22 protein-coding genes are annotated in these 21,475 nt (G+C 68.4%); 9 read left to right on the forward strand and 13 right to left on the reverse strand.

Features of this window, described 5'->3' with window-relative positions:
- The first annotated feature begins 8 nt into the window (after nucleotides 1–8).
- On the forward strand, nucleotides 9–233 hold the full coding sequence (locus BpN12_RS05480; protein WP_246794275.1) for an oxidoreductase-like domain-containing protein: 225 nt from the start codon (nucleotides 9–11) through the stop codon (nucleotides 231–233).
- A 97-nt stretch (nucleotides 234–330) separates the two neighbouring features.
- Here the strand turns inward: BpN12_RS05480 and BpN12_RS05485 are convergent, their stop codons facing one another.
- A complete protein-coding gene (locus BpN12_RS05485; RefSeq protein ID WP_246794276.1) occupies nucleotides 331–2,418 on the reverse strand; it encodes an arabinofuranosidase catalytic domain-containing protein in 2,088 nt (695 codons plus the stop codon).
- Between the two features lie 1,052 nt (nucleotides 2,419–3,470).
- Here BpN12_RS05485 and BpN12_RS05490 point away from each other — a divergent pair.
- Together BpN12_RS05490 and BpN12_RS05495 are read left to right on the forward strand one after the other, a co-directional pair.
- Nucleotides 3,471–4,511, forward strand: a complete 1,041-nt coding sequence (locus BpN12_RS05490; RefSeq protein ID WP_246794277.1) for a LacI family DNA-binding transcriptional regulator — start codon at nucleotides 3,471–3,473, stop codon at nucleotides 4,509–4,511.
- A gap of 292 nt (nucleotides 4,512–4,803) precedes the next feature.
- Nucleotides 4,804–5,097 carry a DUF1330 domain-containing protein gene (locus BpN12_RS05495; RefSeq protein WP_246794278.1) on the forward strand — a complete coding sequence of 98 codons (294 nt, stop codon included), beginning with the start codon at nucleotides 4,804–4,806 and terminating at the stop codon, nucleotides 5,095–5,097.
- Between the two features lie 19 nt (nucleotides 5,098–5,116).
- Here BpN12_RS05495 and BpN12_RS05500 read toward each other — a convergent pair whose 3' ends face one another.
- Nucleotides 5,117–6,037, reverse strand: a complete 921-nt coding sequence (locus tag BpN12_RS05500; RefSeq protein ID WP_246794279.1) for a LysR family transcriptional regulator — start codon at nucleotides 6,035–6,037, stop codon at nucleotides 5,117–5,119.
- 246 nt (nucleotides 6,038–6,283) lie between these two features.
- Between BpN12_RS05500 and BpN12_RS05505 the strand changes: the two genes are divergently transcribed.
- Entirely contained in the window at nucleotides 6,284–7,159 is an 876-nt protein-coding gene (locus BpN12_RS05505) for an oxidoreductase (protein ID WP_246794280.1), read from the forward strand.
- A gap of 16 nt (nucleotides 7,160–7,175) precedes the next feature.
- Here BpN12_RS05505 and BpN12_RS05510 read toward each other — a convergent pair whose 3' ends face one another.
- The 3 genes from BpN12_RS05510 to BpN12_RS05520 all read right to left on the reverse strand — a co-directional run bounded on the left by BpN12_RS05510 (nucleotide 7,176) and on the right by BpN12_RS05520 (nucleotide 11,127).
- Nucleotides 7,176–8,132, reverse strand: a complete 957-nt coding sequence (locus BpN12_RS05510) for an IS110 family transposase (protein ID WP_246794281.1) — start codon at nucleotides 8,130–8,132, stop codon at nucleotides 7,176–7,178.
- 251 nt (nucleotides 8,133–8,383) lie between these two features.
- Nucleotides 8,384–9,052 (reverse strand): cation diffusion facilitator family transporter, encoded by a 669-nt coding sequence (locus BpN12_RS05515; protein ID WP_246794282.1) that lies wholly within the window; start codon nucleotides 9,050–9,052, stop codon nucleotides 8,384–8,386.
- A 320-nt stretch (nucleotides 9,053–9,372) separates the two neighbouring features.
- Nucleotides 9,373–11,127, reverse strand: coding sequence for a S8 family peptidase (locus BpN12_RS05520; RefSeq protein ID WP_246794283.1), 1,755 nt, complete (start codon nucleotides 11,125–11,127; stop codon nucleotides 9,373–9,375).
- 610 nt (nucleotides 11,128–11,737) lie between these two features.
- Here BpN12_RS05520 and hpaI point away from each other — a divergent pair.
- Nucleotides 11,738–12,532: a 4-hydroxy-2-oxoheptanedioate aldolase gene (gene hpaI / locus BpN12_RS05525; protein WP_246794284.1), complete on the forward strand. Its 795-nt coding sequence runs from the start codon at nucleotides 11,738–11,740 to the stop codon at nucleotides 12,530–12,532.
- Between the two features lie 156 nt (nucleotides 12,533–12,688).
- On the opposite strand, the gene BpN12_RS05530 is transcribed toward hpaI, so the two are convergent.
- From BpN12_RS05530 to BpN12_RS05545, 4 genes are all read right to left on the reverse strand, one after another.
- Nucleotides 12,689–13,105: a nuclear transport factor 2 family protein gene (locus BpN12_RS05530; RefSeq protein WP_246794285.1), complete on the reverse strand. Its 417-nt coding sequence runs from the start codon at nucleotides 13,103–13,105 to the stop codon at nucleotides 12,689–12,691.
- An 86-nt stretch (nucleotides 13,106–13,191) separates the two neighbouring features.
- Nucleotides 13,192–13,812, reverse strand: coding sequence for an NADPH-dependent F420 reductase (locus BpN12_RS05535; RefSeq protein ID WP_246794286.1), 621 nt, complete (start codon nucleotides 13,810–13,812; stop codon nucleotides 13,192–13,194).
- An 83-nt stretch (nucleotides 13,813–13,895) separates the two neighbouring features.
- Nucleotides 13,896–14,837 carry an SDR family oxidoreductase gene (locus tag BpN12_RS05540; RefSeq protein WP_246794287.1) on the reverse strand — a complete coding sequence of 314 codons (942 nt, stop codon included), beginning with the start codon at nucleotides 14,835–14,837 and terminating at the stop codon, nucleotides 13,896–13,898.
- A gap of 103 nt (nucleotides 14,838–14,940) precedes the next feature.
- Nucleotides 14,941–15,093: a hypothetical protein gene (locus tag BpN12_RS05545; RefSeq protein ID WP_246794288.1), complete on the reverse strand. Its 153-nt coding sequence runs from the start codon at nucleotides 15,091–15,093 to the stop codon at nucleotides 14,941–14,943.
- 114 nt (nucleotides 15,094–15,207) lie between these two features.
- Between BpN12_RS05545 and BpN12_RS05550 the strand changes: the two genes are divergently transcribed.
- On the forward strand, nucleotides 15,208–15,816 hold the full coding sequence (locus BpN12_RS05550) for a TetR/AcrR family transcriptional regulator (protein ID WP_246794289.1): 609 nt from the start codon (nucleotides 15,208–15,210) through the stop codon (nucleotides 15,814–15,816).
- 200 nt (nucleotides 15,817–16,016) lie between these two features.
- Here the strand turns inward: BpN12_RS05550 and BpN12_RS05555 are convergent, their stop codons facing one another.
- Nucleotides 16,017–16,376 carry a winged helix-turn-helix transcriptional regulator gene (locus BpN12_RS05555; RefSeq protein ID WP_246794290.1) on the reverse strand — a complete coding sequence of 120 codons (360 nt, stop codon included), beginning with the start codon at nucleotides 16,374–16,376 and terminating at the stop codon, nucleotides 16,017–16,019.
- Between the two features lie 86 nt (nucleotides 16,377–16,462).
- Here BpN12_RS05555 and BpN12_RS05560 point away from each other — a divergent pair, with 86 nt between their 5' ends.
- The 3 genes from BpN12_RS05560 (at nucleotide 16,463) to BpN12_RS05570 (ending at nucleotide 18,200) form a co-directional block, all read left to right on the forward strand.
- Nucleotides 16,463–17,197, forward strand: coding sequence for an SDR family NAD(P)-dependent oxidoreductase (locus BpN12_RS05560; RefSeq protein ID WP_246794291.1), 735 nt, complete (start codon nucleotides 16,463–16,465; stop codon nucleotides 17,195–17,197).
- A gap of 71 nt (nucleotides 17,198–17,268) precedes the next feature.
- Nucleotides 17,269–17,871 (forward strand): NADPH-dependent F420 reductase, encoded by a 603-nt coding sequence (locus BpN12_RS05565; protein WP_246794292.1) that lies wholly within the window; start codon nucleotides 17,269–17,271, stop codon nucleotides 17,869–17,871.
- 188 nt (nucleotides 17,872–18,059) lie between these two features.
- Nucleotides 18,060–18,200 (forward strand): hypothetical protein, encoded by a 141-nt coding sequence (locus tag BpN12_RS05570; RefSeq protein WP_246794293.1) that lies wholly within the window; start codon nucleotides 18,060–18,062, stop codon nucleotides 18,198–18,200.
- 40 nt (nucleotides 18,201–18,240) lie between these two features.
- On the opposite strand, the gene BpN12_RS05575 is transcribed toward BpN12_RS05570, so the two are convergent.
- From BpN12_RS05575 to BpN12_RS05585, 3 genes are all read right to left on the reverse strand, one after another.
- Complete coding sequence (locus BpN12_RS05575; protein WP_042627705.1) at nucleotides 18,241–19,002, reverse strand: DNA-binding transcriptional regulator; 762 nt, start codon at nucleotides 19,000–19,002, stop codon at nucleotides 18,241–18,243.
- 191 nt (nucleotides 19,003–19,193) lie between these two features.
- The gene (locus BpN12_RS05580; RefSeq protein ID WP_246794294.1) at nucleotides 19,194–19,913 is read right to left on the reverse strand and encodes an HpcH/HpaI aldolase family protein; all 720 of its coding nucleotides are present in this window, start codon (nucleotides 19,911–19,913) and stop codon (nucleotides 19,194–19,196) included.
- Nucleotides 19,914–19,945: 32 nt separating this feature from the next.
- Nucleotides 19,946–21,313, reverse strand: a complete 1,368-nt coding sequence (locus tag BpN12_RS05585) for an MFS transporter (protein ID WP_246794295.1) — start codon at nucleotides 21,311–21,313, stop codon at nucleotides 19,946–19,948.
- Nucleotides 21,314–21,475 lie beyond the last annotated feature (162 nt).

Consider the following 21,475-nt stretch of genomic DNA (forward strand, 5'->3'; position numbering starts at 1 on the left):
ACCCAGCCGTGCCCACGCCGCCCCATACTCCCGCCGCCGCCGGCCACGAACCGGCATCCTCATCCGGCCAGGACGATCCGCGTCCGCAGCCGCCCGTGCCGCCCGAACTCGAGGACTGCTGCCAGTCCGGCTGCTCGCCCTGCGTGTTCGATCTCTACGACGACGCGCTCGAACGCTACCAGGCCGAACTCGCCGCGTGGCGCGAACGGCATCCGGAAGCCGGGCCGTATTGAGCGGGTTGTATCGATCGCGCGGCCCGCGCCGCCGTAACGCCGGCGACGCGGGCCATCACCATCGAATACGGCCCGACGCGCCGCCGGCCGTTCGCCTTTAGCTGCCGGCGATCGTCAGGCTCGGGCAGTAGTGCGTCGCCGACAGGTTCAGGCTCGTGCTCTGCGTGCTGCGCGCGCCCGAGGCGTTCGAGGTGCGCGGATCGAGGAAGACGTGCGCGTTCGAGGCGCCCGCCGGTGCCGTGAACTTCATGCTGACCTTCCACCAGTTGCCGACCTTGCTCGCCGACAGCGTCGAGCCGCCCGCGCCCCACGTACCCGGCACGATCACGCCGTTGTTGGTGTTGAGCACGCCCGCGAACTCGGTCTGGTTGCCGTCGTCGGTCTGCACCGAGAAGGCCGGGAAGATCGTCTGCCCGGAACTGGCCGGCAGGTAGTCCGTGAACGTGTAGGTCTGGCCGCCCTGGATCTTGACCCACTGGTCGATTTCCGAGAACGGGCTGCCGCTGGCGTTGCCGATCACGGCCGCGTAGTTGGTGGTGCCGGAGATGTCCGTGGTCAGCGAGATCACCGAACCCTGCGCGCCCGGATGCCAGGCCGAGGTGTTGGCGAGCGCGAGCGGCTGGGTGGCGAGGTTGCCGGCCTGGCAGGCGGCGGCCGTGGTGTCGGTGGGCGGCCCGTAGAAGGTCTGGATGCTGCCCTGCACGGCGTTGTCGGCGGCGTCGGAACTCATCTTCGTGATGATGGCGCCTTCATAGAACTCGATCGGCGCATCCGATTCGTCGCCGCCCTCGCCGAGCGACAGCCCGCCTTCCCAGCGGCCCAGGAAGCGGTGCCCGGTGTCGCCGAAGAAGTCGACCGCTTCCGGCGGCACGCCCGAGTACACCGAGGTCAGCACCGCCTGCGAGGAATCGCCGCCCTTCACCGCGAAGTGGTTGGCCTGCGTCTGCGGCGAGTACTTCGCGAGCACCGTGACGAAGCTTTCCGTGAGCGGCTGCCTCGGTCCATAAAGATAGACGCCGGCCTCGGCATCGACGCCGGGCCAGTTCACGCCGGTGTCGTTGGCCGAGTAGGTCGGGCCGCCGTTCTTGTAGCCGGGGCCGTAGCCGAACACGGCCGCGTTGCCGCTGGCGTAGGCGAGCCCGAACATCATGCCTTCGATCTGCCCCTTGGCGCCGTTGGTGTCCACCATCACCGGGTCGCCCGGGATCGACGCGCCCGACGGCGGCACCGTGCCGGAGCCCTGGAACGTGCCGCTCGAATTGTCTTCCATGTTGCCGTAGGTGCCGCAGCAGGCCGAGGTGGAGCCCGCGGGCAGGTTGGTGCCGGCCACCATGTATTCGGCGATTTCCGTGTCGCCGATCGACTGGTTGACCGTGCCGATCCGGTTGCGGTACGACTGGTGAGCCAGGATGTCGAGCGCCACCGTGGTGCGACCGCCCGGCACCGGCACGAAGCGGATCTTCGACGGCGACTTGTCGCCCGCGAACGGCAGGTCGTTGCCGATCGTGATCGCCTGGTTGGTGGGCGTGGGATTGTTGACGAGGGCGGGGAAATTCACCGACGGGCGGTGGACCTGCACCGTCACGGTGTTGCCGTTCGGCAGGCTCAGTTGCGCGAAGCCGCCCGTTACCGGCACGGTCTGCCCCGTTGCGTTGATGGTCAGCGTCTTCGCCTGGTTGTTGACGACGTTCAGCGTCGCGGCCACGTTGCCGAACTGGCCGGCGCTCTGCAGCGGCGCGACCAGATCGATCTGGTCGTAGATGTCGTCCACCACGCAGCCGCTCGCGTCGCTGCCGCAGGCCTGCCTGATCGCGTCGAGGTTGGTGGTGCCGACCAGGTTCGCGGCCACGCCGGAGCCGGCCGTGTACGGGAAGATGTTGGTCCGCGCGTTGGTGGTCAGGTTCAACACGCGGAACAGCGGCCCGGTGTAGTTCCTGGTCAGCAGGCGCGTCACGCTGTGCGCGGCCGAACACGCGGTGCCGGCCGCCGCGAGCGCGTCGCAGGGCAGGGCCGCCGCGGCCGCGGCGCTGCCGGTCGCCGCGGCGCCGCCGGTGGTTGCCTGGGTGTTCTGCGGCGTGGTTTCGCGCAGCGACTGCGATCCCGCGCTACCCGAATCGCCGTTGCACGCGGCGAGGCTCATCGTCATGGCGGCCAGCGCCATGGTCAGCTCATTTTGTTTCCACATAGCCAGCTGCTCCTTTTGTTTCAGTCGTGTAAATAATCAGTGTTCCGAACTATCTGACGGATGAATCAACGGCGGACTTGCATAGCAATGCTTACTAATTGGGACGAAGCAAACGAAACGCCTTCATCTGCCGGTTCGCTTCGTCCGGGTTGCCGCCGCCCGCGGCGCCTTGCCGTGCGAGCCCGGCGAACGGCGGACGCCCGGCACGGCGCGTTCGCGGGGCCGCGCGGCGGTGGCCACCATGCCGGGCGGATTCGTCGGATTCGGGAAAGGCAGGGAAATGCGGACGGCTGTCCCGCACATCGGCACGCGCGTCGCGCGGCCCCCCCGGGCCTGGACGTGCCATGTGCTGGGCGTCGTGGCCGGCGGGCGAGCCGCCGGCCACGACGTGTATCGAAATCAGATCGGGTGGGCGCGTGTCGGGCGCCGGTGCGGCTACGGCACCGACCGGTGCCGCCTTGACGCGTTATCGTTTGCCACGGCTTGCCATCATCGTCTCCCTGTCCGGTCGGACGCGTGGATCATATTGGGCATACAGGCTAGTGATATTGCTTACTAATAATATTGCCTCATGCCTCGGATTTACGAGCTAGGGCAATCCCGTAGCGTGTCCGGTGGGGTGCGAAGCGGCGGGATCGGCATGCTCGGAGACGATGACTGGCGGGGTGGCGGCATGGATCGGCGGGCCGGCGGCGTGGGGACCTGCGAATCGCGAGAAATTCGACACAACGCTGGCGGGGCGCGGCAAAGCGGCTCATGAGCCGAGCCGGATCGGGCTGCCACGCCGTCAGCACGCCGCCGTCGCTCCATCATGCGGTGCTCGGCCGTGCGCATCGCGTGCTGCCGGCGCCGAGCCGGTTGAGTTACGCTCGGGAAGCCGCAGCCCATGTCACTGCTTCGCGAGTCGTTCAGGAAATTAATATCACTAATATATTATTTTCCCGCACGCCCGGCCGGCGATACTGCCGGCAGCGGAGCCACCGGTCCGCTGCCTTTTTTTCGTTCCTGCCGCGATCGCTACCGTGACACGCCCGACCCGACGCCGCCCCACGATGACCGACATCGCCAAGCTCGCCGGCGTGTCGCAATCCACCGTCTCGCTGGTGCTGAACCACGCGAGCGGCACGAAGTTCTCGGACGCCACGCGCGAGAAGGTGCTGAAGGTCGCCCACGAGCTCGGCTACCGTTTCCTGCCGCGCGAACCGGCGACCGTGCATGACGGCGAGCGCGACCTGATCGTCTATCTCGCCGACGAGATCTCCACCAGCCCGCATCCGGTGGTCAGCATCGACGGCGCGCGCGACGCCGCCTATGCGAACGGCAGGACGCTCGCCGTGTATTCGACCCACGGCAACCTCGACATCGAGCGCCGCGTGCTGGACGCGGTGCTGGCGATGCCGAACCTGCGCGGCGTGGTCTACGCCACGGTCTACACGCGCAAGGTCGCGCCGCCGCCGCAACTGCTGGGCGTGCCGGCCGTCTTGCTGAACTGCTACGCGCCGGACAGCCCGCTGTCGTCGGTGGTGCCCGCCGAGGTCACCGGCGGCCAGGCCGCCACCAGTTTCCTGCTGCGCGCGGGCCACCGGCGGATCGGCTACATCAACGGCGAACCGTGGCAGGACGCGGCGCGCGACCGCCTGCGCGGCTATCGCACCGCGCTCGCCACGGCGGGCATCGCGTTCGCGCCCGAACTGGTGCGCGAGGGCGACTGGAGTTCCGGCGCCGGCTTCGAGCAGGCGCTGTCGCTGCTGCGCGAGCCGCGCCCGCCTACGGCGATCTTCTGCGCGAACGACCTGATGGCGCTCGGCGCGATCGAGGCCGTCAAGCAGCTCGGCCTGCGCGTGCCCGACGACGTGTCGATACACGGCTACGACGATCAGGAAATCGCGCGCCACACGCATCCGCCGCTCACTACCGTGGTGCTGCCGAATTACGAGCTGGGACGCCGGGCGGTGGAGATCCTGATGCAGGAGGCGCAGCATCGCGCGCTCGGCGTGCCGGTGCGCCGCCATGCGATCAAGCTCGACGGGCCGCTCGTCGAGCGCGGCTCGGTGCGCGCGGTCGTGACGGCGCCGCATTCCACCGATGCCTGAGCAGCGCACGGCGCGTCCTGCCTGATCGTGGAGGCGGATGGCGGCTGGACGCCAGCCCGGCATGGTTCGCTATCCCATCGCGTCATCGGGTCATCGCCCGTCTCGCCGTTTTACGGGGACGCGGCCACCGTTTTTCGCCTATTCAATCCGCCGCCGCGTCCCGGCATGCTGTGCGCCGAACGTGCCGGAGCGGCTTGCCCCCGCCCCGGCGCATCGGGCGCTCCCGTCGTGCCGGCAATCCCGCCGCATCGATTCACGGGCGCGCCGCCAACCGATTTTCCGGGAGCAGAGCATGGCAAAAGCCTATTGGGTCGTATCGATCCGCAAGATCCTGAACGCGGACCGGATGGCCGCCTATTCGAAGCTGGCGGCACCGGCGATCGCGGCCGGCGGCGGCCGCATCATCGCGCGCGGCACCGCGAAGTATGCGTTCGAGGCGGGGCTGCTGGAGCGCACCGTGGTGACCGAATTCGACAGCCTCGAGGCGGCCAGGGCCACCTTCGACAGCGACGCCTATCAGGCTGCCGTCAAGGTGCTCGACGGCGCCGCCGAACGCGATTTCCGCATCGTCGACGGCACCGAATGAGCGGCGCCGCCGCGCCGCTTCAGGCCGGGCCGGAGAGATGCGCGAACGACGCGCGCAGCCGCGGCACCAGGAAGTCGAGGAAGCGGCGCAGCTTGAGCGGCATCTGGCCTCGCGAGACATGCACCAGATGGATCGGCGTGGGCTCGATCTCGTAGTCGCTCAGCACCACGCGCAGCGTGCCCGCCTCGATCGCGTCGGCCGCCTGGTAGTGGAGCAGGCGCGTGAGGCCCACGCCCAGCACGGCGGCCTCGGCGCCCGAGGCCGCTGCCGACACGCGCAGCCGCGGCGTGATGGCCAGCGTGCTGCGTTCGTCCGGCGCGCCCGGCGCGCGGAAGTGCCAGTGCGGCGCGAGCAGCGGCCCGTTCACGACGATGCACGGCAGCCGCGGCAAGTCTGCCGGCGTCCGCGGCGTGCCATGGCGGTCGAGAAACGCGGGGCTCGCGCAGACCACCGTGCGCATCGTGCCCACCTGCGTGGCGATCAGGCTGCTGTCGGGCAGCCGGCCGATGCGCACGGCCAGATCCACCTGCGCGTCGAGCAGATCGACGTTGCGATCGGATTGCTCCAGCGTGATGTTGATCTCGGGAAACTGCGCGAGGAACGCCGCGATGTGCGGCAGCACGTGCCGATGCCCGAACAGCACCGGCGCCGTCACCACCAGCTCGCCGCGCGGTGTCGTGAATTCGCCGGACGCCTCGCGCTCCTGTTCGTCCACCAGATCAAGAATGCGCCGTGCGGCGGCGAGATAGCCGATGCCGGTGTCGGTCAGCGTGAGCCCGCGCGTGGTACGCACCAGCAGCCGCGCGTCGAGGCGCGCCTCGAGGTCGGTGATCTTGCGCGTGAGCGTGGCCGCCGGCACGCGCAGCTCGCGTGCGGCCGCCGAGAAGCTGCCCTGTTCGACCGCCGTGATCAGCATGGTCATCGCTTCGAAGCGGTCCATTCGTTTCGTCATTTTCCGGGGAGGGAAACGCCGATTCTAGAGGATTCAACAGCGCCGCGAGGCGCGGCACCATGGGAGCCGGTGATGCCGGACCCGAGGGAGGAACCCGCATGTCGTGCCGTTCGATCCCGACGCCCCGGTATTGCCGAGGCACCCGTACATGACCCGGACGCGGCCGGCCCTCGAGTGGGCCGCGTCCACCCGCGCGCCGCTGCACCGCGCGGATTTTCGCTTGGCGAGACCCACTTGGAACCTACCGCTTCCCCACAAGTATTTCTGATCACCGGTGTCGGCGCCGGCCTGGGCCGTGCATTCGCCACGGCGGCGCTGGCCGACGGGCATACCGTGATCGGCACGCTCAGGACCGACGAGGCGCGCGCCGCGTTCGAACGGCTGTTGCCCGGCCGCGCGCACGGCGTGCTGCTCGATGTGACCGACTTCGACGCGATCGGGCCGGCCGTGGCGGCGGCCACGCGCGTGGCCGGCCCCGTCGACGTGCTGGTCAACAACGCCGGCTACGGCCACGAAGGCACGCTCGAGGAATCGTCGCTCGACGCGCTGCGGCACCAGTTCGACGTCAACGTATTCGGCGCGGTCGCGATGATCAAGGCGGTGCTGCCGTCGATGCGCGAGCGCCGCCGCGGCCACATCGTCAACGTCACCTCGCTGGCCGGCTTCGTTGCCGCGCCGGGCATCCCGTACTACGCGGGCAGCAAGTTCGCGCTGGAAGGGATCAGCGAGTCGCTCGCGCAGGAGCTGCGCGGCTTCGGCATCCGCGTCTCGGCGCTCGCGCCCGGCGCGTTTCGCACCGACTGGGCCGGCCGTTCGCTGGTGCGGACGGGGCGCAGCATCGCCGACTACGACGCCGTGTTCGAGCCGGTCCGCGCGGCGCGCCGGCGCAAGGACGGCCGCCAGCCCGGCGATCCGGCCCGCGCCGCGCGCGTGCTGCTCGACCTCGTGCGGCACGACGATCCGCCCGTGCATCTGCTGCTCGGCAACGACGCGCTGCTGGCCGCGCGGCACCGGCTCGCGCAGCTGGCCACGGAGGTCGAACGCTGGAAGGACGTGTCGGCGTCGACCGACTTCGACGCGGAGGCAGACGCGGTACTCAGGAACGACTGAGCAACCGTCTTGTGAGTCAAGCGATATGAAAGTCGGGATTCCAGTCGAGGCGGTGTTTTGCGATGGCGTTGACGATGGTCAGCAGCTTGCGCATGGCGGCTACCAGAGCGACTTTCTTTCGCTTGCCCGCCTGGACGAGACGCTGGTAGTAATCGCGCAATACCGGGTTGTAGCGCACGCCGGTGAGCGTGGCCATATACAGGGTGCGCCGCACGTCGGCCCGTCCACCCCAGATGCAGCGTTGGCCGCGCATGAGCCCCGAGTCCCGGTTCAGTGGCGCCACACCGACCAATGCGGCAATGCGCCTGCGATCCAGTTTTCCCAGTTCGGGCAGCTCGGCAAGCAGCACTGCGACGCTGGTCGAGCCGATGCCGGGCACGCTACGCAACGTCCGCGCCAGTTCTGCGTGGTGATGCTCGACGTGTTGGGCAACCTCGTTATCGCTGTCGTCGAGTTCCTTTTTGAGGAAATCGATGACGCGTTCGAGGCTGGGCCGGGCTGCGGCATGGGCGAGCCGCAGGCGTTGTCGCTCGCCGGTGATCATCTGGACCAGTTGCCGACGCCGCAGCACCAGGGCTTGGAGCCGCTGGAGTTCGGCATCGGCCAGAGGTTTGACGAAACGTTCGCGCTCGGGATGCTGGTGAAGCACGCGAGCGAATGCAGCCAGCATTTTTGCATCCAGCGCGTCGGTCTTGGCAAGCGCGCCCATGGCACGCGCGAAGTCGCGCGCCATGCGAGGGTTGACCACGGCGACGGCCAGGCCCACGGCTTGAAGCGCGCACGCGGCCTCGAACTCGTAGCCGCCGGTGGCCTCCAGCACGATCAGCGCCGGCTGAAGTTCACGCAACTGACTGGCCAGTTGTTCGATACCTGCGGCATCGTTGGCCGCTTGCCACGTCGCAGTTTGCGTGCTGATTGCAATTTCGAGCGTCTGGCTCGAGACATCGATTCCCACAAAAGTCGTATCGGACACGTCCCTTCGCTCCCATCCTTGTTTATGCGAACTCTGAATTCCTACAACCGTTCGGGCTGCAAGAAAGGACGGTCCAACCCGGGCGCCCAGTGCTCAGTCACGGGCTTGGTGTTTCAACCCAGAGGCCGCTCGGGCTACCCGAGTTGGTCCGAGGCTTAAAGATACAAGGTTGGCGACGGCGAGCGCGCTGGCCGGATCGAGCGCGAAGCCGCTGTATCCGGTGACGGGGAGGGACGGTGTGCGGCTGCCGCTCAGCGCGGCGGCGTCGCGCGGTTGGCCCAGCCGCCGTGATCGGCGCGCAGTTGAAGCCCTCGTTTCGCGAACGCATAGCCGGTGCGCAGGATCATCACGCCGATCAGCGTGGCCGCGAGCTGGTCGAGGCGCGGCAGGCCGAAGCGCGCGCCGGCCAGCGCCAGCGTGGCGAGCAGCAGCGTCAGCGCGTCGACACGGATGTGCCACGCGCTCGCCTCGATCAGCGCGGCGCCGCCGATCGCGCGCGCGCGGCCAAGCATCCAGCGCGACAGCGATGCCTTGCCGGCCAGCGCGATGCCGAGCACGGCGAACGAGAGCAGGTCGGGCGAGATGTCGGGCGGTGCGGAGAGATGGGTGGCGGCCTGCCAGATCATCTGCGCGCCGGTGGCGAGCAGCAGCAGGCCGAGGCCGACCAGCGCGAGCGGCTCGTAGGTCGGCCGCTGTTCGGGCGGCAGCTTCGCGTCGAGGCGGCAGGCGAGCAGCAGCAGCGCGTCGGCGAGCAGGTCGATCGCCGCGTGGATCGTGTCGGCGAAGATTCCCGACGAATGCGTCGCATAGGCGGCGCCGGCCTGCGCGGTCATCAGCAGCAGGTTGACGACGAGGCTCGTCGTCAGCACCCGGCTGGTGATCGCATGGACGGATTGTGACGCGCGCGCTGAGCTCGGCATGGAGGCGTGGGGATGGTCTGTTCTGCTGGTTGAAGCCGGACTTTATCGGCGGTAAATGGCAGACCGATGACAAGCCGGATCTGCGTCCGGCACGGGAGTCCACGGGGTGGCAAGCGCGGCGATGTCACAGGGATGTCATCAACGGGCCGCCCGGATCGGCGTTCGAGCGGTGGTCGACACCGTCGAGCAGGTGGCCGGAGCGGCGCACGCCACGCGCGACGCGGAACAGGGAAGCGCAAAGCAGGACGGCCCGCCCGCCGCAACGGCGGCAACGGGCGAGCCGTGGTGAGGCCCGAGGGGAGCGGGCCAGGGGAGGAAGCTTAGTGGGTTGCGGAGGCAACCGCCGCGCCGGCGTCCATCAGGCCGGCGCCCGGCGCCATCGCCGTACACGACGAGGTGCTCGACGCCGTGATCTGCGACGGGCGCGCCGTGGCGGCCAGCTTCTGCGCGATCTGCGCGGGCGTCAGGCTCGGGTTCAGCGACAGCATCAGCGCGGCCACGCCGGCCACCTGCGGCGCGGCCAGGCTCGTGCCGCTGTTGAGCGCATAGGTGTCGCTGCCCGGCGTGGTGGTGCCGGTGTTGCTGGTCGAGAGGATATTCGAACCCGGCGCGCTCAGCGTGATCTCGCTGCTGAAGTTGCTGTAATAGGCACGCTTGGCGGTGGAGTCGGTGGCGCCCACCGCGATCACGCCGGTGCAGTTCGCCGGGCGGTCCTGCGCGTTGGCGAGGCCGTCGTTGCCGGCCGCCACCACCACCGTCACGCCGCGCGCGATCACGTCGTTGATCGCCGACTGGAAGGTGCTGCCGCACGGGCCGCTGCCGCCGAGGCTCAGGTTGATGATCCTGGCCGGCGTGGTGTTGTCGGGCACGCCCGCCACCGAGATGCCGGCCGCCCAGCGCATCGCGTCGGCGATGTCGCTGGTCGTGCCGCCGCACTTGCCGAGCGCGCGCACCGGCAGGATCTTGCCGAACCAGCTCGCGCCGGCGATGCCGATGCCGTTGTTGGCGCTCGCGCCGATCAGGCCGGCCACTTCCGTGCCGTGCCAGGTGCTGTTGCTCGGCGCGCTCGCGCAGTTGTAGAACGGGCCCGACGAGTCGTTGAGTTCGGCCTGCGTGACCCAGTCGCCCGGATCGGTCGCGTCGGAGCTGCGGCCGTGGCCGTTGTTGCCGGTGTTCACGTCGGTGATGAAGTCGTAGCCGGGCAGCAGGTTGCCGGAGATGTCGGCGTGCGGGCGGTAGCCGGTGTCGATCACCGCGGTGACGACGTTCGACGCGCCGGTGCTCAGGTTCCAGGCGGCCGGCATGTTCACGCCCGCGGTCGGGTCGAAGTCGTTCCACTGCTGCGAGTAGTCCGGGTCGGTCGGCGCGGTGCTGACGAACAGGCGGCGGTCCGGCTCGGCGTAGGCCACCTCGCTGTCGGCCGCGAAGGCCTGCGCGAGCGTGGCCGCGTCGGCCGAGGCCACGCGCTTGCCGAGCGAGACCACCGCCGCGCCGTCCGACATGGTGCGTTCCAGCTGCACGTTGTCGAAGCTCGGCAGCGCCGGGGCGGCGGCCGTCGAGGCCAGCACGCGGGCCTGCAGGCGTTGCGCGTTCCACTGCGTGAGCACGCGGCTGATCACGTCGCCGACGCGCGTCGTGTCGGAGCTGGCGGCCAGCGTGCGGGCGCCGTTCGCGAGGCTGGTGGACGAGGCCGACGTGAGTTTCACGATCAGGTGATCGACGGGCGCGTCGAGCGTGCCGACCGTGGCCGGGCTCGGCGTGGCGTTGCCGTTGCCGCTCGAGGTGGTGGCGGTCGTGCTGGTGCTGGCGGTGTTGGCCTGCGCGGTGGCGAGGGCGGTGGTGCAGAGCTGGCTGGAACTGGTGGAGGTCCCCGAGGTGCTGGTGGAGGTACCCGAGGTCGAGGTGCTGGTGCCGCTGCTGGTGCCGGCGGCCGTGCTCGCGGCGGAGCCCGAATCACCGCCGCCGCCGCCGCAACCGGCTATGACGGAGGCGACCAGCGTCATCGAAACGACGGAGGCCAGGGTACGAAGCTGACCCGCACGCGGATTGGCGGAGTGGAAACGCTCGATTTTCATGTTCTCGATCCTGACAGTGCAACCGCAAGCCCGCGGTCTGGGCGGCCGGTTTCCGACGAGGCGGCGCGACACCCCGGTCGCGTCCGCCGCCATCGTCCTGCTGGAAAGCGGCTCGTATCCTGTTCGCGCCGCGCTGACGCGCGCGGCAGTGACTGCTACTCCGGGTAACGGCGGTCCTTAACATTTCTTAACCGTTAAATATCGAGTTTTACCCTGGGTTTCCTCCAGACATTCGGGGGACGGAACGCAGACGCAGGCGGGTACTAGAGGGTCCTATTGAATCGCTCGAATAGAGCCATAAAAGCATGGCTAATCATGGGATTCGGGGCAGCGACGAAACGCGTCCGGAGGCCCAGCCGGCGGCCGAAAACGGGCGAGATTCGGCAGACGAATAGAACATTTCCGGAATTGCCATTGCTAAAGGACAGGCCAAAAAAACCCTTCGGCGAAGCACGGGCGAAGCGCGGCGCGCGAGCGCTGCCGAAGCGCCGGGCCGGGGCCGCCCGGTGCTGTCTGGCGCCGCGTTGGGCGTGCGGATGCGATCATGGGGGCGGGCGCCGATCGCCACGGTGCCGGCAATTCCGACCGACTCCACCACGAGGACCGACCGATGATCGCAAGCTCTCCCCATGGATTGAATCGCTTCAAGGCCGCGCTCGCGGCACGCCGGCGCCAGATCGGTTTCTGGGTGTCGATGGCCGAGCCGTATCTGGCCGAGGTGACCGCGACGGGCGGTTTCGACTGGCTGCTGATCGACGGCGAGCACGCGCCGAACGACGTGCGCAGCATCGTGGCGCAGTTGCAGGCGGTGGCGCCGTACCGCGCCGAGGCCGTGGTGCGCCCGGTCGAGGGCAACACCGCGCTGATCAAGCAGCTGCTCGACGCCGGCGCGCGCACGCTGCTGGTGCCGATGGTCGAGACGGCCGAGCAGGCGCGCGAGCTCGTCTCGGCGGTCCGTTATCCGCCGCGCGGCGTGCGCGGCGTGGGCAGCGCGGTGGCGCGCGCCTCGCGCTGGAACCTGCGCGCCGACTATCTCGACATCGCGGACGAGGAAGTCTGCCTGCTGGTGCAGGCGGAAAGCGCGACCGCGCTCGGCAATCTCGAGGCGATCTGCGCGGTGGACGGCGTGGACGGCGTGTTCATCGGGCCGGCGGATCTGGCCGCCTCGATGGGGCATCGCGGCGAGCCCGGCCATGCCGACGTGCAGTTCGCGATCGACGACGCGATCGCGCGCATCGTGCGCTCGGGCAAGGCGGCCGGCACGCTGACCGGCGACGCGGCGCTCGCGCGCCATTACCTCGCGCTCGGCTGCACGTTCGTGGCGGTCGGCGTGGACGTGCTGCTCTACGCGAACGCCGTGCGCGCGGTGGCGGACGCGTTCGGCGTGGGGCCGGCCGGCGCCTGAGAGCGCGCGAAAGCCGGGGCGAGAGGGCGCTTGCGTGCGGGCTGCTTGTTACCGCCGTAACGGCGTGAATGCGGCGCCCGGCAAGGCTCGCGCTGCAGGCGGCGCCGCTTCGGAAAGATCCGGTAAGACGCCGAAATTGCATCTGCGCGCGCAAATTCATACAGTGGAGCGCACTCTTTCCCCAAAGAGTGTTATCGAAACGCGGTTGGCCTCGGCTCCGGACCCCTCCGGGCCGAGGCATTTTTTTGGGTTGTGGGGGGAGGGCGGCGCTGAAGCCGGGAACCTGTCCGTGGCCTGGCTCCTGCCCCCGGCAGAGCCGATCATCAGAACCCGCTCACCTTGCGCCACGAACTCGAGAGAGCCCCGGTAATCGGTCTCCACCGTTTCGGAAGCCTGCTGAAGAAGATCCCGCAATCCCGCGTGCCCGCGGTGCGAACCGGCAAGCGGCCAGCCCTCGCCCGGAATGATCCACTCGATATCTTCGGCACACGGCGCTAGCGCGTCCTGCCTGTCGCCGCGAGCCATTGCCGCGAAAAAGTCTTTCACAACCTGGACGTTGTCCTGGGCGCGCATCCAAATCTCTCCGTTTTCCAACGTCGGAACGAGTCCGATCCGCCCGGATAGCGGCGACCTGCCGGTGAGGGCCGGGCGCCGCGGATTCATCCGATATCGGCTTTCATGGCGAAGTCCCAGGTGCCGGCGCCGTTTTTGGCCAGGCCGATCATCATCAGGCCGAGCGATTCGAGCGTTGCGGCCATGTGTAGCCCGCCGACATCCAGCGGGCGCAGCCCGAGACTCTCGAGGAGGGTCGACACACGCGCCTTGGCCGCCGGATCGTCGGCCGCGATGAACGCGTCCAGGCGTTCGCCCTTGGCAAGCACGTGGCCGAAAATGGTGTTGAACGCCTTCACGACATGCGCGCCGGCGGGCAGGCGCCTGGTAATCTCCTGCGCGCCGGAACTGCCGTGAGGGGTAACGAGGCCGGACAGGTCGGGGGCCGCCGGGTTGGTGATGTCGATGATCAGCTTGCCGTCGAGCGCGTCCCCGTAATCGGCCACCGCCGCCGCCGCACCGCTGTACGGCACGGCAAGGATGACGATATCGCCCGCCGGCGCGGTGCCGTATGTCCCGGTGGTCGCTCCGGCCGCGAGCCGGTCGGCCAGCGCCTGCGCGCTGGCGGGGTTGCGGCTGGCCACCTCGACGGTGTAGCCAGCCCCGGCGATACGGCCAGCGATCGCTGCCGCCATGCCGCCTGCTCCGATGATGCTGATCGTGCTCATGGGTTGTTTCCTCGCAAGTTGGTGGATTGCTCTTCGTCTCGCCACCGGGCCTGTTGTGGCCCGGTACACGGCCTCGGATCGACTCAGCCGGCAGGGAAATAGTGGCCGTTGTCCAGATCGGCGAGCAGGCCGGGCTGGGCGGGCTTCCAGCCGAGGGTCCGGCGGGTGATGGCATGGGATGCCGGGAGATCCAGCGTGACCAGATTCGAGAGGAATCCAAAATATCCAGGCAACATCAATACGTCTGCGGGAATGGACACGGCAGGCAGATTCAGGCGGCTGCCGATGGCCTCGGCGATTTGGCGGAACGGAATCCCGTCGTCGCCAATCGCGTGCCAGTTCCTGCCGGCCGTACCCTTCTCCAGTGCCAGGCGGAACAGGATGGCGAGATCGCGGGCATGCACGGCCGGCCACCGGTTCGTACCGTCTCCGGGATAACCCATCACGCCCTTCTCCTTCGCGAGCCCGATCAGCAGCGGGAGGAAGCCGGCTTTGTCGGTCGTGCTGTGCATGATGGTCGGAATCCTCACGATCGACGATCGCACCCCCTTCGCGGCGAGGCCGAGCACGGTGGTTTCCACGATGTTGCGCACCCGCAGGGTGCCCTTGTACGCATCGCCGCCGGGAAGGGGCGGATCGTCCTCGGTGGCTGGCCGGCCCAAGCCTTCCCATCCGGGCGATCCGATGCTGCCCGACACGACGAGCGGCTTTCCGGTTCCCTCCAGCGCCTCGCCGTACGCGAGCATGATCCGGCGCTCGACGGCGGCCACGGCGTCGATGCCGCCGGACGGAAGCAGGTCCTGCCGGTGCGCGACGTGGATGACGCCGTCGGAGTCCGCCGCCGCCGCCTTGAGCCCGTCGAGATCCTCCAGGCTGCCGCGGCGCACCTTCGCGCCGAGCGCGGACACCGCCGCGGCGGCCGAGTCCGACCGGGCGAGGCCGGTGACCTCGTGTCCGGCGGCGATCAGTTCGGAGATGATGTACGGACCGGAATGGCCGGTCCCGCCAGTGACTAAAACGTGCATGTCGTGGTTCCTTGCAGGTTGCCGTGCTGTAAGACGTGGTGGTACTGCGTTCAGCCGGGCAGGCCGACGCCGGGCGAGAAACTGGCGCGTTCGACGGCGCGGGTCATGAGGCCCGCCACCACATCCCGGCGTGTTCCGGCGTGCGCGCCGTCCCGACGTCGCGACTCATCCCTTCGACGGTGCATCCGGTCTTGACGGCAAGGCCGCCAATCGCCGCGGTCGTGCCGCCGGCCCCGATGCTGCCGGCATCGTTCATGCGCAGCCTCTTGCATGGAGGGACGCCATACTCTCCGGCTCGGATGGGTTGAGGTACTATGTCGATCAGTGATCCAAATATATGGATCACTGATCCATATGTCAAGAGGCACCCATGCGAGCCGATGCGAAAAAAAATTACAGTCACATCCTCACGATCGCGAGTGAGGCGCTTGTCGAGGACGGCGCCGATGTCTCGATGCGCGATATCGCCCGTCGGGCCAATGTCGGACTGGCAACGCTGCTTCGTCACTTCCCGTCGCGGGAAGCCTTGTTCGAAGCGCTGCTATGTACGAATCTGGATGCGCTGACGCAGAAGGCGGGCGAACTCGAAAAATCCGGTTCACCTGGCGAAGCGATCCTGTCCTGGTTCCGCGAATGGATGACGTTTGCCCGAAGCTATAAGGGCGTCGTCGCGCTGATGGCGGCAGCGCATACCAACCCGGACTCCGCGCTTTACGCTTCGTGCGCAGCAGTGCATTCCGCGAGTGCGCGACTGTTGCTGCGTGCTCAAGCCGAAGGGACGGCGCGCGCCGATATGAATGGGGACGACATGTTCGGCTTGATGGCGGCGCTCGGCTGGCTCGCCGATCTGCCCTCATTCGCGCCGCGCGCAGATCATCTTGCTCACCTGGTGACGAGCGCCATCCTGACGAACCGGTCCGGCAACGACGTCAAAAAGAAGGGCGTCCCAAAGGCGGTGCGCCGGGTTGGTCCGAAATAAAAGGATGGGGGAGATCAGCTGAACCTGACCCAGGTGCGTTTTCCGGCGTCGGAAGCGTAGCCGGGAAGTTCAGCGTCAAGTGAATCAGTAGTGCAAACCTGAATGAGCCCGGCTGTCGCAAAGCATGACGCATCGCTGATGGGAGCGTTCCGCCTTCGATGAATCCGGGCAAGAGATCAAGCCGGGATGTCGGGATTCATCTACGCCGCGTCGCGGTCCGCGAATATGCGCGCCATTTCCTCCGCATTCTCCGTTCCCCAGGTGCAGAGCGGGACAATTGCATCGGCCAGGCTGCGACCGAGCGGAGTCAGCGCGTAGTCCACACGTGGCGGCACTTCCTTGTAGTCCGTCCTCGCCATGACCCGATCGGCTTCCAGATCCTTCAATTGCTGAATCAGCACCTTGTCGCTGACGCCAGGGATCAGGCGCTTGAGTTCGCCGTAGCGTTTTGCGCCGTCGCGCAGAAAGAACAGGATCCGCGGTTTCCACTTGCCGGAGATGATTCGGAGCGTGGCGTTAAGCCCGCAGCCGGTATCGCAGATTTCGCGCGGTGTCGTCATGTCGAGGTACTTACCAAAAAGTGCATACTTGTTTAAAGGTAACCGGGTCTGGATACTGGCGCAACCACAACTCAGGATTTAAAAAAATGACCAGACTGAACGGAAAGACCGCGGTGATCACTGGCGGTGCTACCGGCATCGGCTTTGCCGCGGCAAAGCGCTTCATCGACGAAGGCGCCTTCGTTTTCATCTTCGGCCGGCGGCAGGACGCACTCGACGACGCCGTGTCCAGGCTCGGCCCCAACGCTCGCGCAGTGAGGGGCTCGGTCTCCGACCCGGCTGACCTCGGGCGACTGTACGAGGCGGTGAAAGCCGAGCGTGGAACGCTTGACATCGTCTTCGCCAATGCCGGGGCGGGAAGCCCGCTTCCGCTCGGCAGGATCACCGCCGAGCACATTGACGACACCTTCGACACCAACGTAAAGGGGACGATCTTTACGGTCCAGGCGGCGCTTCCGCTGATGGGTCCCGGTGGTTCGATCATCCTGACCGGCTCGAGCGCCGGCACCACGGGGGCTCCGGGATTCACGGCCTATAGCGCGAGTAAAGCGGCAGTGCGCAACCTTGCGCGGACCTGGGCCGAAGACTTGAAGGGCACCGGCATCCGCGTCAACGTGCTGTCGCCCGGGGCGACCGCGACTGAACTCGCCAAGGCGGCGCTGGGCGAGGAAGGCCAGAAGGCCTACGGTGCGATGACGCCGCTCCAGCGCATGGCCGATCCGGCGGAAATTGGAGCGGTAGCCGCTTTTCTGGCGTCGCCGGACAGCAGTTTCATGACCGCGAGCGAAGTCGCCGCGGACGGCGGCCTGGCGCAACTCTGACGAGTCACGCCGGATAACGCCGTTCGATTCCCGGGAGCGCCATAGGGTGCGATCAAAATGAAGGAATACTGATGAAATATGCAATCATCGGCTTTGGCAATATCGGCAAGGCCCTGGCCAGGGCGTTTGCCCGCAGCGGCATCGAAGTGTCCGTTGCAACCACGCGCGAGCCCGCAAGCTTGGCCGCCGATGCGGCCGCGATCGGCCCCACCATCATGCCCGAAACCTTGCCGGAAGCCGTCAAGGCCGACATCATCTTTCTGGCGGTCCGCTTCGAATCGCACGCGGATGTCGCGAAGTCGCTGCCTTCCTGGCAGGGGAAGACCATCGTCGATGTGACCAATGCCTACGGCGTGTCTCCTGAAACGCTGGAAGGGCAGCCGTCGTCCCGGTTTGTCGCGAAGGCCTTCGCCGGGGGACGACTGGTCAAGGGATTCAACCACCTGGTCGCCGCGGTCCTTGCCCAGGACCCGCCCGTTCATCGGGGCAGGAGAGTCGTGTTCCTGGCGAGCGACGACGACGGCGCCGCTACCGACGTCGGTGCGCTTGCCGAACGACTTGGATTTGCTCCAGTCACACTTGGCGGCCTTTCGGAAGGCGGGTTGCTGGTTCAGGCACGCGGAAACCGCTGGGGCCCGCTCATTTTCAAGGACTTGGTGAAGTTCGACGATTAGGCCGAGATCGTGAATCCCGATCCGGTCCCGCCTCGTGAGAAAGGACGGCCGGTATTCGACTTGACGCCTGGCCGTCGGCTTTGAGTCGAGGCCGCGCCGTCGGGCCCGCCGCCGCTCAACCTGAGCGCCATCCCCGCGCCGTGCGAAGATAGCAACCCGGCCCGCTTCGGGCGCACCACGGAAAACCGATGAACGGATGGTGGACGGACACGATGTCCGGGCTCTGGCGAGCCGGCCTGTGGGATCTGCTCGAGCGCCTGTGGGCGTTGCTCGTGATGGTGTTCCATTTCCTGCTCTGGCTGCTGCGCTTTCTCGGCGGCGGCGGTTGAGGCGGCCCGCCCACCCGCCGCCCGCAAGGCGCCGCGCCGCCTACAACTGTTCCGAAATCCGCCGCGACACATCGAGCAGGCGGCCGAGATAACGTTCGACGACCTTGTCGACCGTCAGCGCCGACGAGAACCAGGTCAGCCCGATCGACGCCACCACGAACTCGTTCTTCATCACCGGCACCGCGAGCGTGCCCGACACGGGCCGCACCTTCGCATCGCGCAGCGCGTAGCCGCGCCGCCGCGTCTCGTCCAGCATCGCCCGCACCGCCTCGCGATCGTGCGCGAGCGCGTCCTCGGGATGATGGCTCTGGCGCACCACCTCCAGCAGCATCTCCTGCTCGTCGGCCGAGCAGAACGCCAGATAGGCGCGGCCGATCGCGCGCGCGACGAGGCTCAGCCGCATGTTGATCGATGAATGCAGCAGCGACAGCGGCGAGTAGGGAATGGTGCTGTAGCGCACCACCAGCGCGTCCACGTCGAGCATCGCGACCGCGATCGGCCACTTGATCTCCTCGGTCAGCGCGCGCACCAGCGGCGCGGCGATCTCCACCACGCGCGGGACGTGGTGATAGCCCGAGTTGAGCGCGTTCACGCCGTCGAGCAGCCGGTATTCGCCGGGGCGCGCGCCGCGCGCCACCAGCCCGAGTTCCTCGAAGGTGCGCAGCAGCCGGATCAGTGTCGGCTTGGGCAGCGACGTCGACTGATGCAGGCTGTCGAGCGTCGAGACGGGCATCTGGTTCAGCGCGCGCAGCAGGGCGATGGCCCGCTCGACCGCGCGGATCGACGAATCGCGTTCCGGCATCGCTGGATCTTCCCGAGAAGGGCCGGCCGCGGGCACCACGCGCGCCGCCGGCCGGCGATCGCGCGGATTATCGCATTCCGGCCCGGCCGCCGCCTCGCGCGTTCGCGCGAGGCCCGCCCGGGGGCTGGCTCCTGTCCGGCCGCCCGCGTCACCACCGGAATTGGCGCCACGCGCGCCGGGTTCGCGCCGCGTCACGCCATCATCGCCAGCGCGCCCTTGCGCAGCAGCGCCTGGTCGGAGCCGATCACGAACCAGTTCGCGCCCATCCGCTCGAACTCCTCGCATTCGCGCGCGTCGCCGAGCGCGACGCCGGGGATCTTGCCGGCCTGCCGCGCGATGTCGAGCACGGCGACGGTGGCGGCCATCACCTCGGGCGCGCGCGCGTCGGCGAGACCGAACGACAGCGCGAGATCGGCGCGCCCGACGAACAGGCCGGCCACGCCGTCCACGGCCGCGATCTCGCGCGCGGCCTCGCAGCCGGCGCGGCTCTCGATCTGGCAGATCACGGTGGTGCCGTTGCCGGCCGCCACCGCGGCGGCCATGCCGAGCGCGCCGTAGGCGGCGAAGCGCGGCGAGCTGGAGAAACCGCGCTCGCCGTCGAGGAAGCGCGTGCGTGCCACCAGCCGGCGCGCGTCGTCGGCCGAATCGACGTGCGGCACCAGCAGGCCGCTCACGCCGAGGTCGAGCGCGGACTGGATCGTCGCCGGCTGCATGTCGGGAATCCGCACGAAGAGGGGCAGGCCGACCGAGCGCGCGGCGATCACGAGCAGGTCGAGCGTGCCGCGATCGAACGGTGCGTGTTCGGCGTCGACCACCACGAAGTGCAGGCCGGCGCCGCCGAGGATTTCGACGATCTGCGGTGCGCCGGTCTTGACGAAGGTGCCGATGCGGCGGGAAGAAGTGTCGGACATGTCGGGTCTCGATTGAACGGGGCGGCGCGCGATCAGCGCGGCTGATCAGGCTGTTGCGGACGGGAGGCCGAAGCGGCGCCGTCGCGAGCGACAGCGTGGGCGTTCGCACGCCGGCTCGCCAGCTCCATCGCGAACGCGGCCACGCCGAGCGAGAGCAGGCACAGCGCCGGCAGCAGCATCGCGTAGCCGGCATGGCCGAGCGCGCGGCCGAGCCACGGCATCGCGTTCTGCGCGAGGAAGCCGCCGAAGTTGCCGATGCTGCTGATCGCGGCGAGGCTCGCCGCCGCGCGCCGGCCGCTGAAGTATTTCGACGGCAGCGACCAGAAGCACGGCAGCAGCAGCGAGGTGCAGGGCGTGCCGATCACGAGCGCCGCGTAGCGCGCGGCCGGGTCGCTCAGCAGCACGCTGGCGATGAACGCGAGGCAGCCGATCGTGCCGATCGCGGCCGCCGCGACGCGCACGCGGCTCTCGCGCGTGAGCAGGCGCGGCACGGTGAGCAGCAGCACGGCCGTGAGTGCCCACGGGATCATCGTCAACAGCCCGTTGAGCGAACTCGACACGCCGAAGCCCTTGATCACCGTCGGCAGCCAGTAGATGAGCCCGTACAGCGAGGTCAGCATCAGCGTGTAGGCGAACGAGAACACCTGCACGCGGCGGTCGCGCAGCACGGTCCAGACGCTGCCCTCGTGATGGGCGGCGGGCGCCTCGTCGGCCACCATGCGCGCGAGCCGCGCGCGCTCGGCGGCGTCGAGGAACGGCGCGGTCTCGATCGAGCGAGGTAGACAGGTCAGTACCACCGGCGCGAGCGCGAGCGCCAGCACGCCGGTGACGATGAACACCCACTGCCAGCCGGCGTGGTGCATGACGCCGTCGAGCGAGAGCAGCGCGCCGCCGAACGCCGAGCCGAGCATGTTGCCGAGCGCGCTGCCGAGCGTGAGCAGCGCGATCGCGCGCACCTGGTAGCGGCGCGGGAACCAGACCGTCAGGTAATAGACGATGCCGGGATAGAGGCCGGCCTCGGCGGCGCCCACCAGGAACCGCAGCGCCGCGAACATCGAGCCCGACGAAATATAGGCGAGCAGCACGGTGGCCACGCCCCAGCTCAGCACGATGCGGAAGATCCACTTCGGCGCGCCGAAGCGATGCACGCCGAGCGCGCTCGGGATCTCGAAGATCAGATAGCCGATGAAGAACAGCGACGACGCGAGCCCGTAGGCGGTCTCGGTCAGGCCGATCTGATGCACCATCTGCAGCTTCGCGAAGCTGACGTTCATCTTGTCGATCACCGATACCAGATAGGTGATCAGGATCAGCGGCATGATGCGCCACCAGACGCGCCGGATCAGGCGTTCGTCGCTCGCGGCCGCGACGCTCCCGGTCGCGGCAAGGGTGATTTCCATGTCTCCTCCATCGGTCCCGCCGGGCGGGCCGCGCATTCTCGCGCGTCGGCCGGCTGCGTGTTATCGGGGTCATGCCTGACTGCGTGCAGGACCACGGCGGGCAATACTACGCCGCGTCGATTTTGCCCTCCAGCGCGAATCCCGAGGATTTCGCGGTGCGGA

The sequence above is a fragment of the Burkholderia perseverans genome (assembly GCF_022870505.1).
GTDB classification, from domain to species: domain Bacteria; phylum Pseudomonadota; class Gammaproteobacteria; order Burkholderiales; family Burkholderiaceae; genus Burkholderia; species Burkholderia plantarii.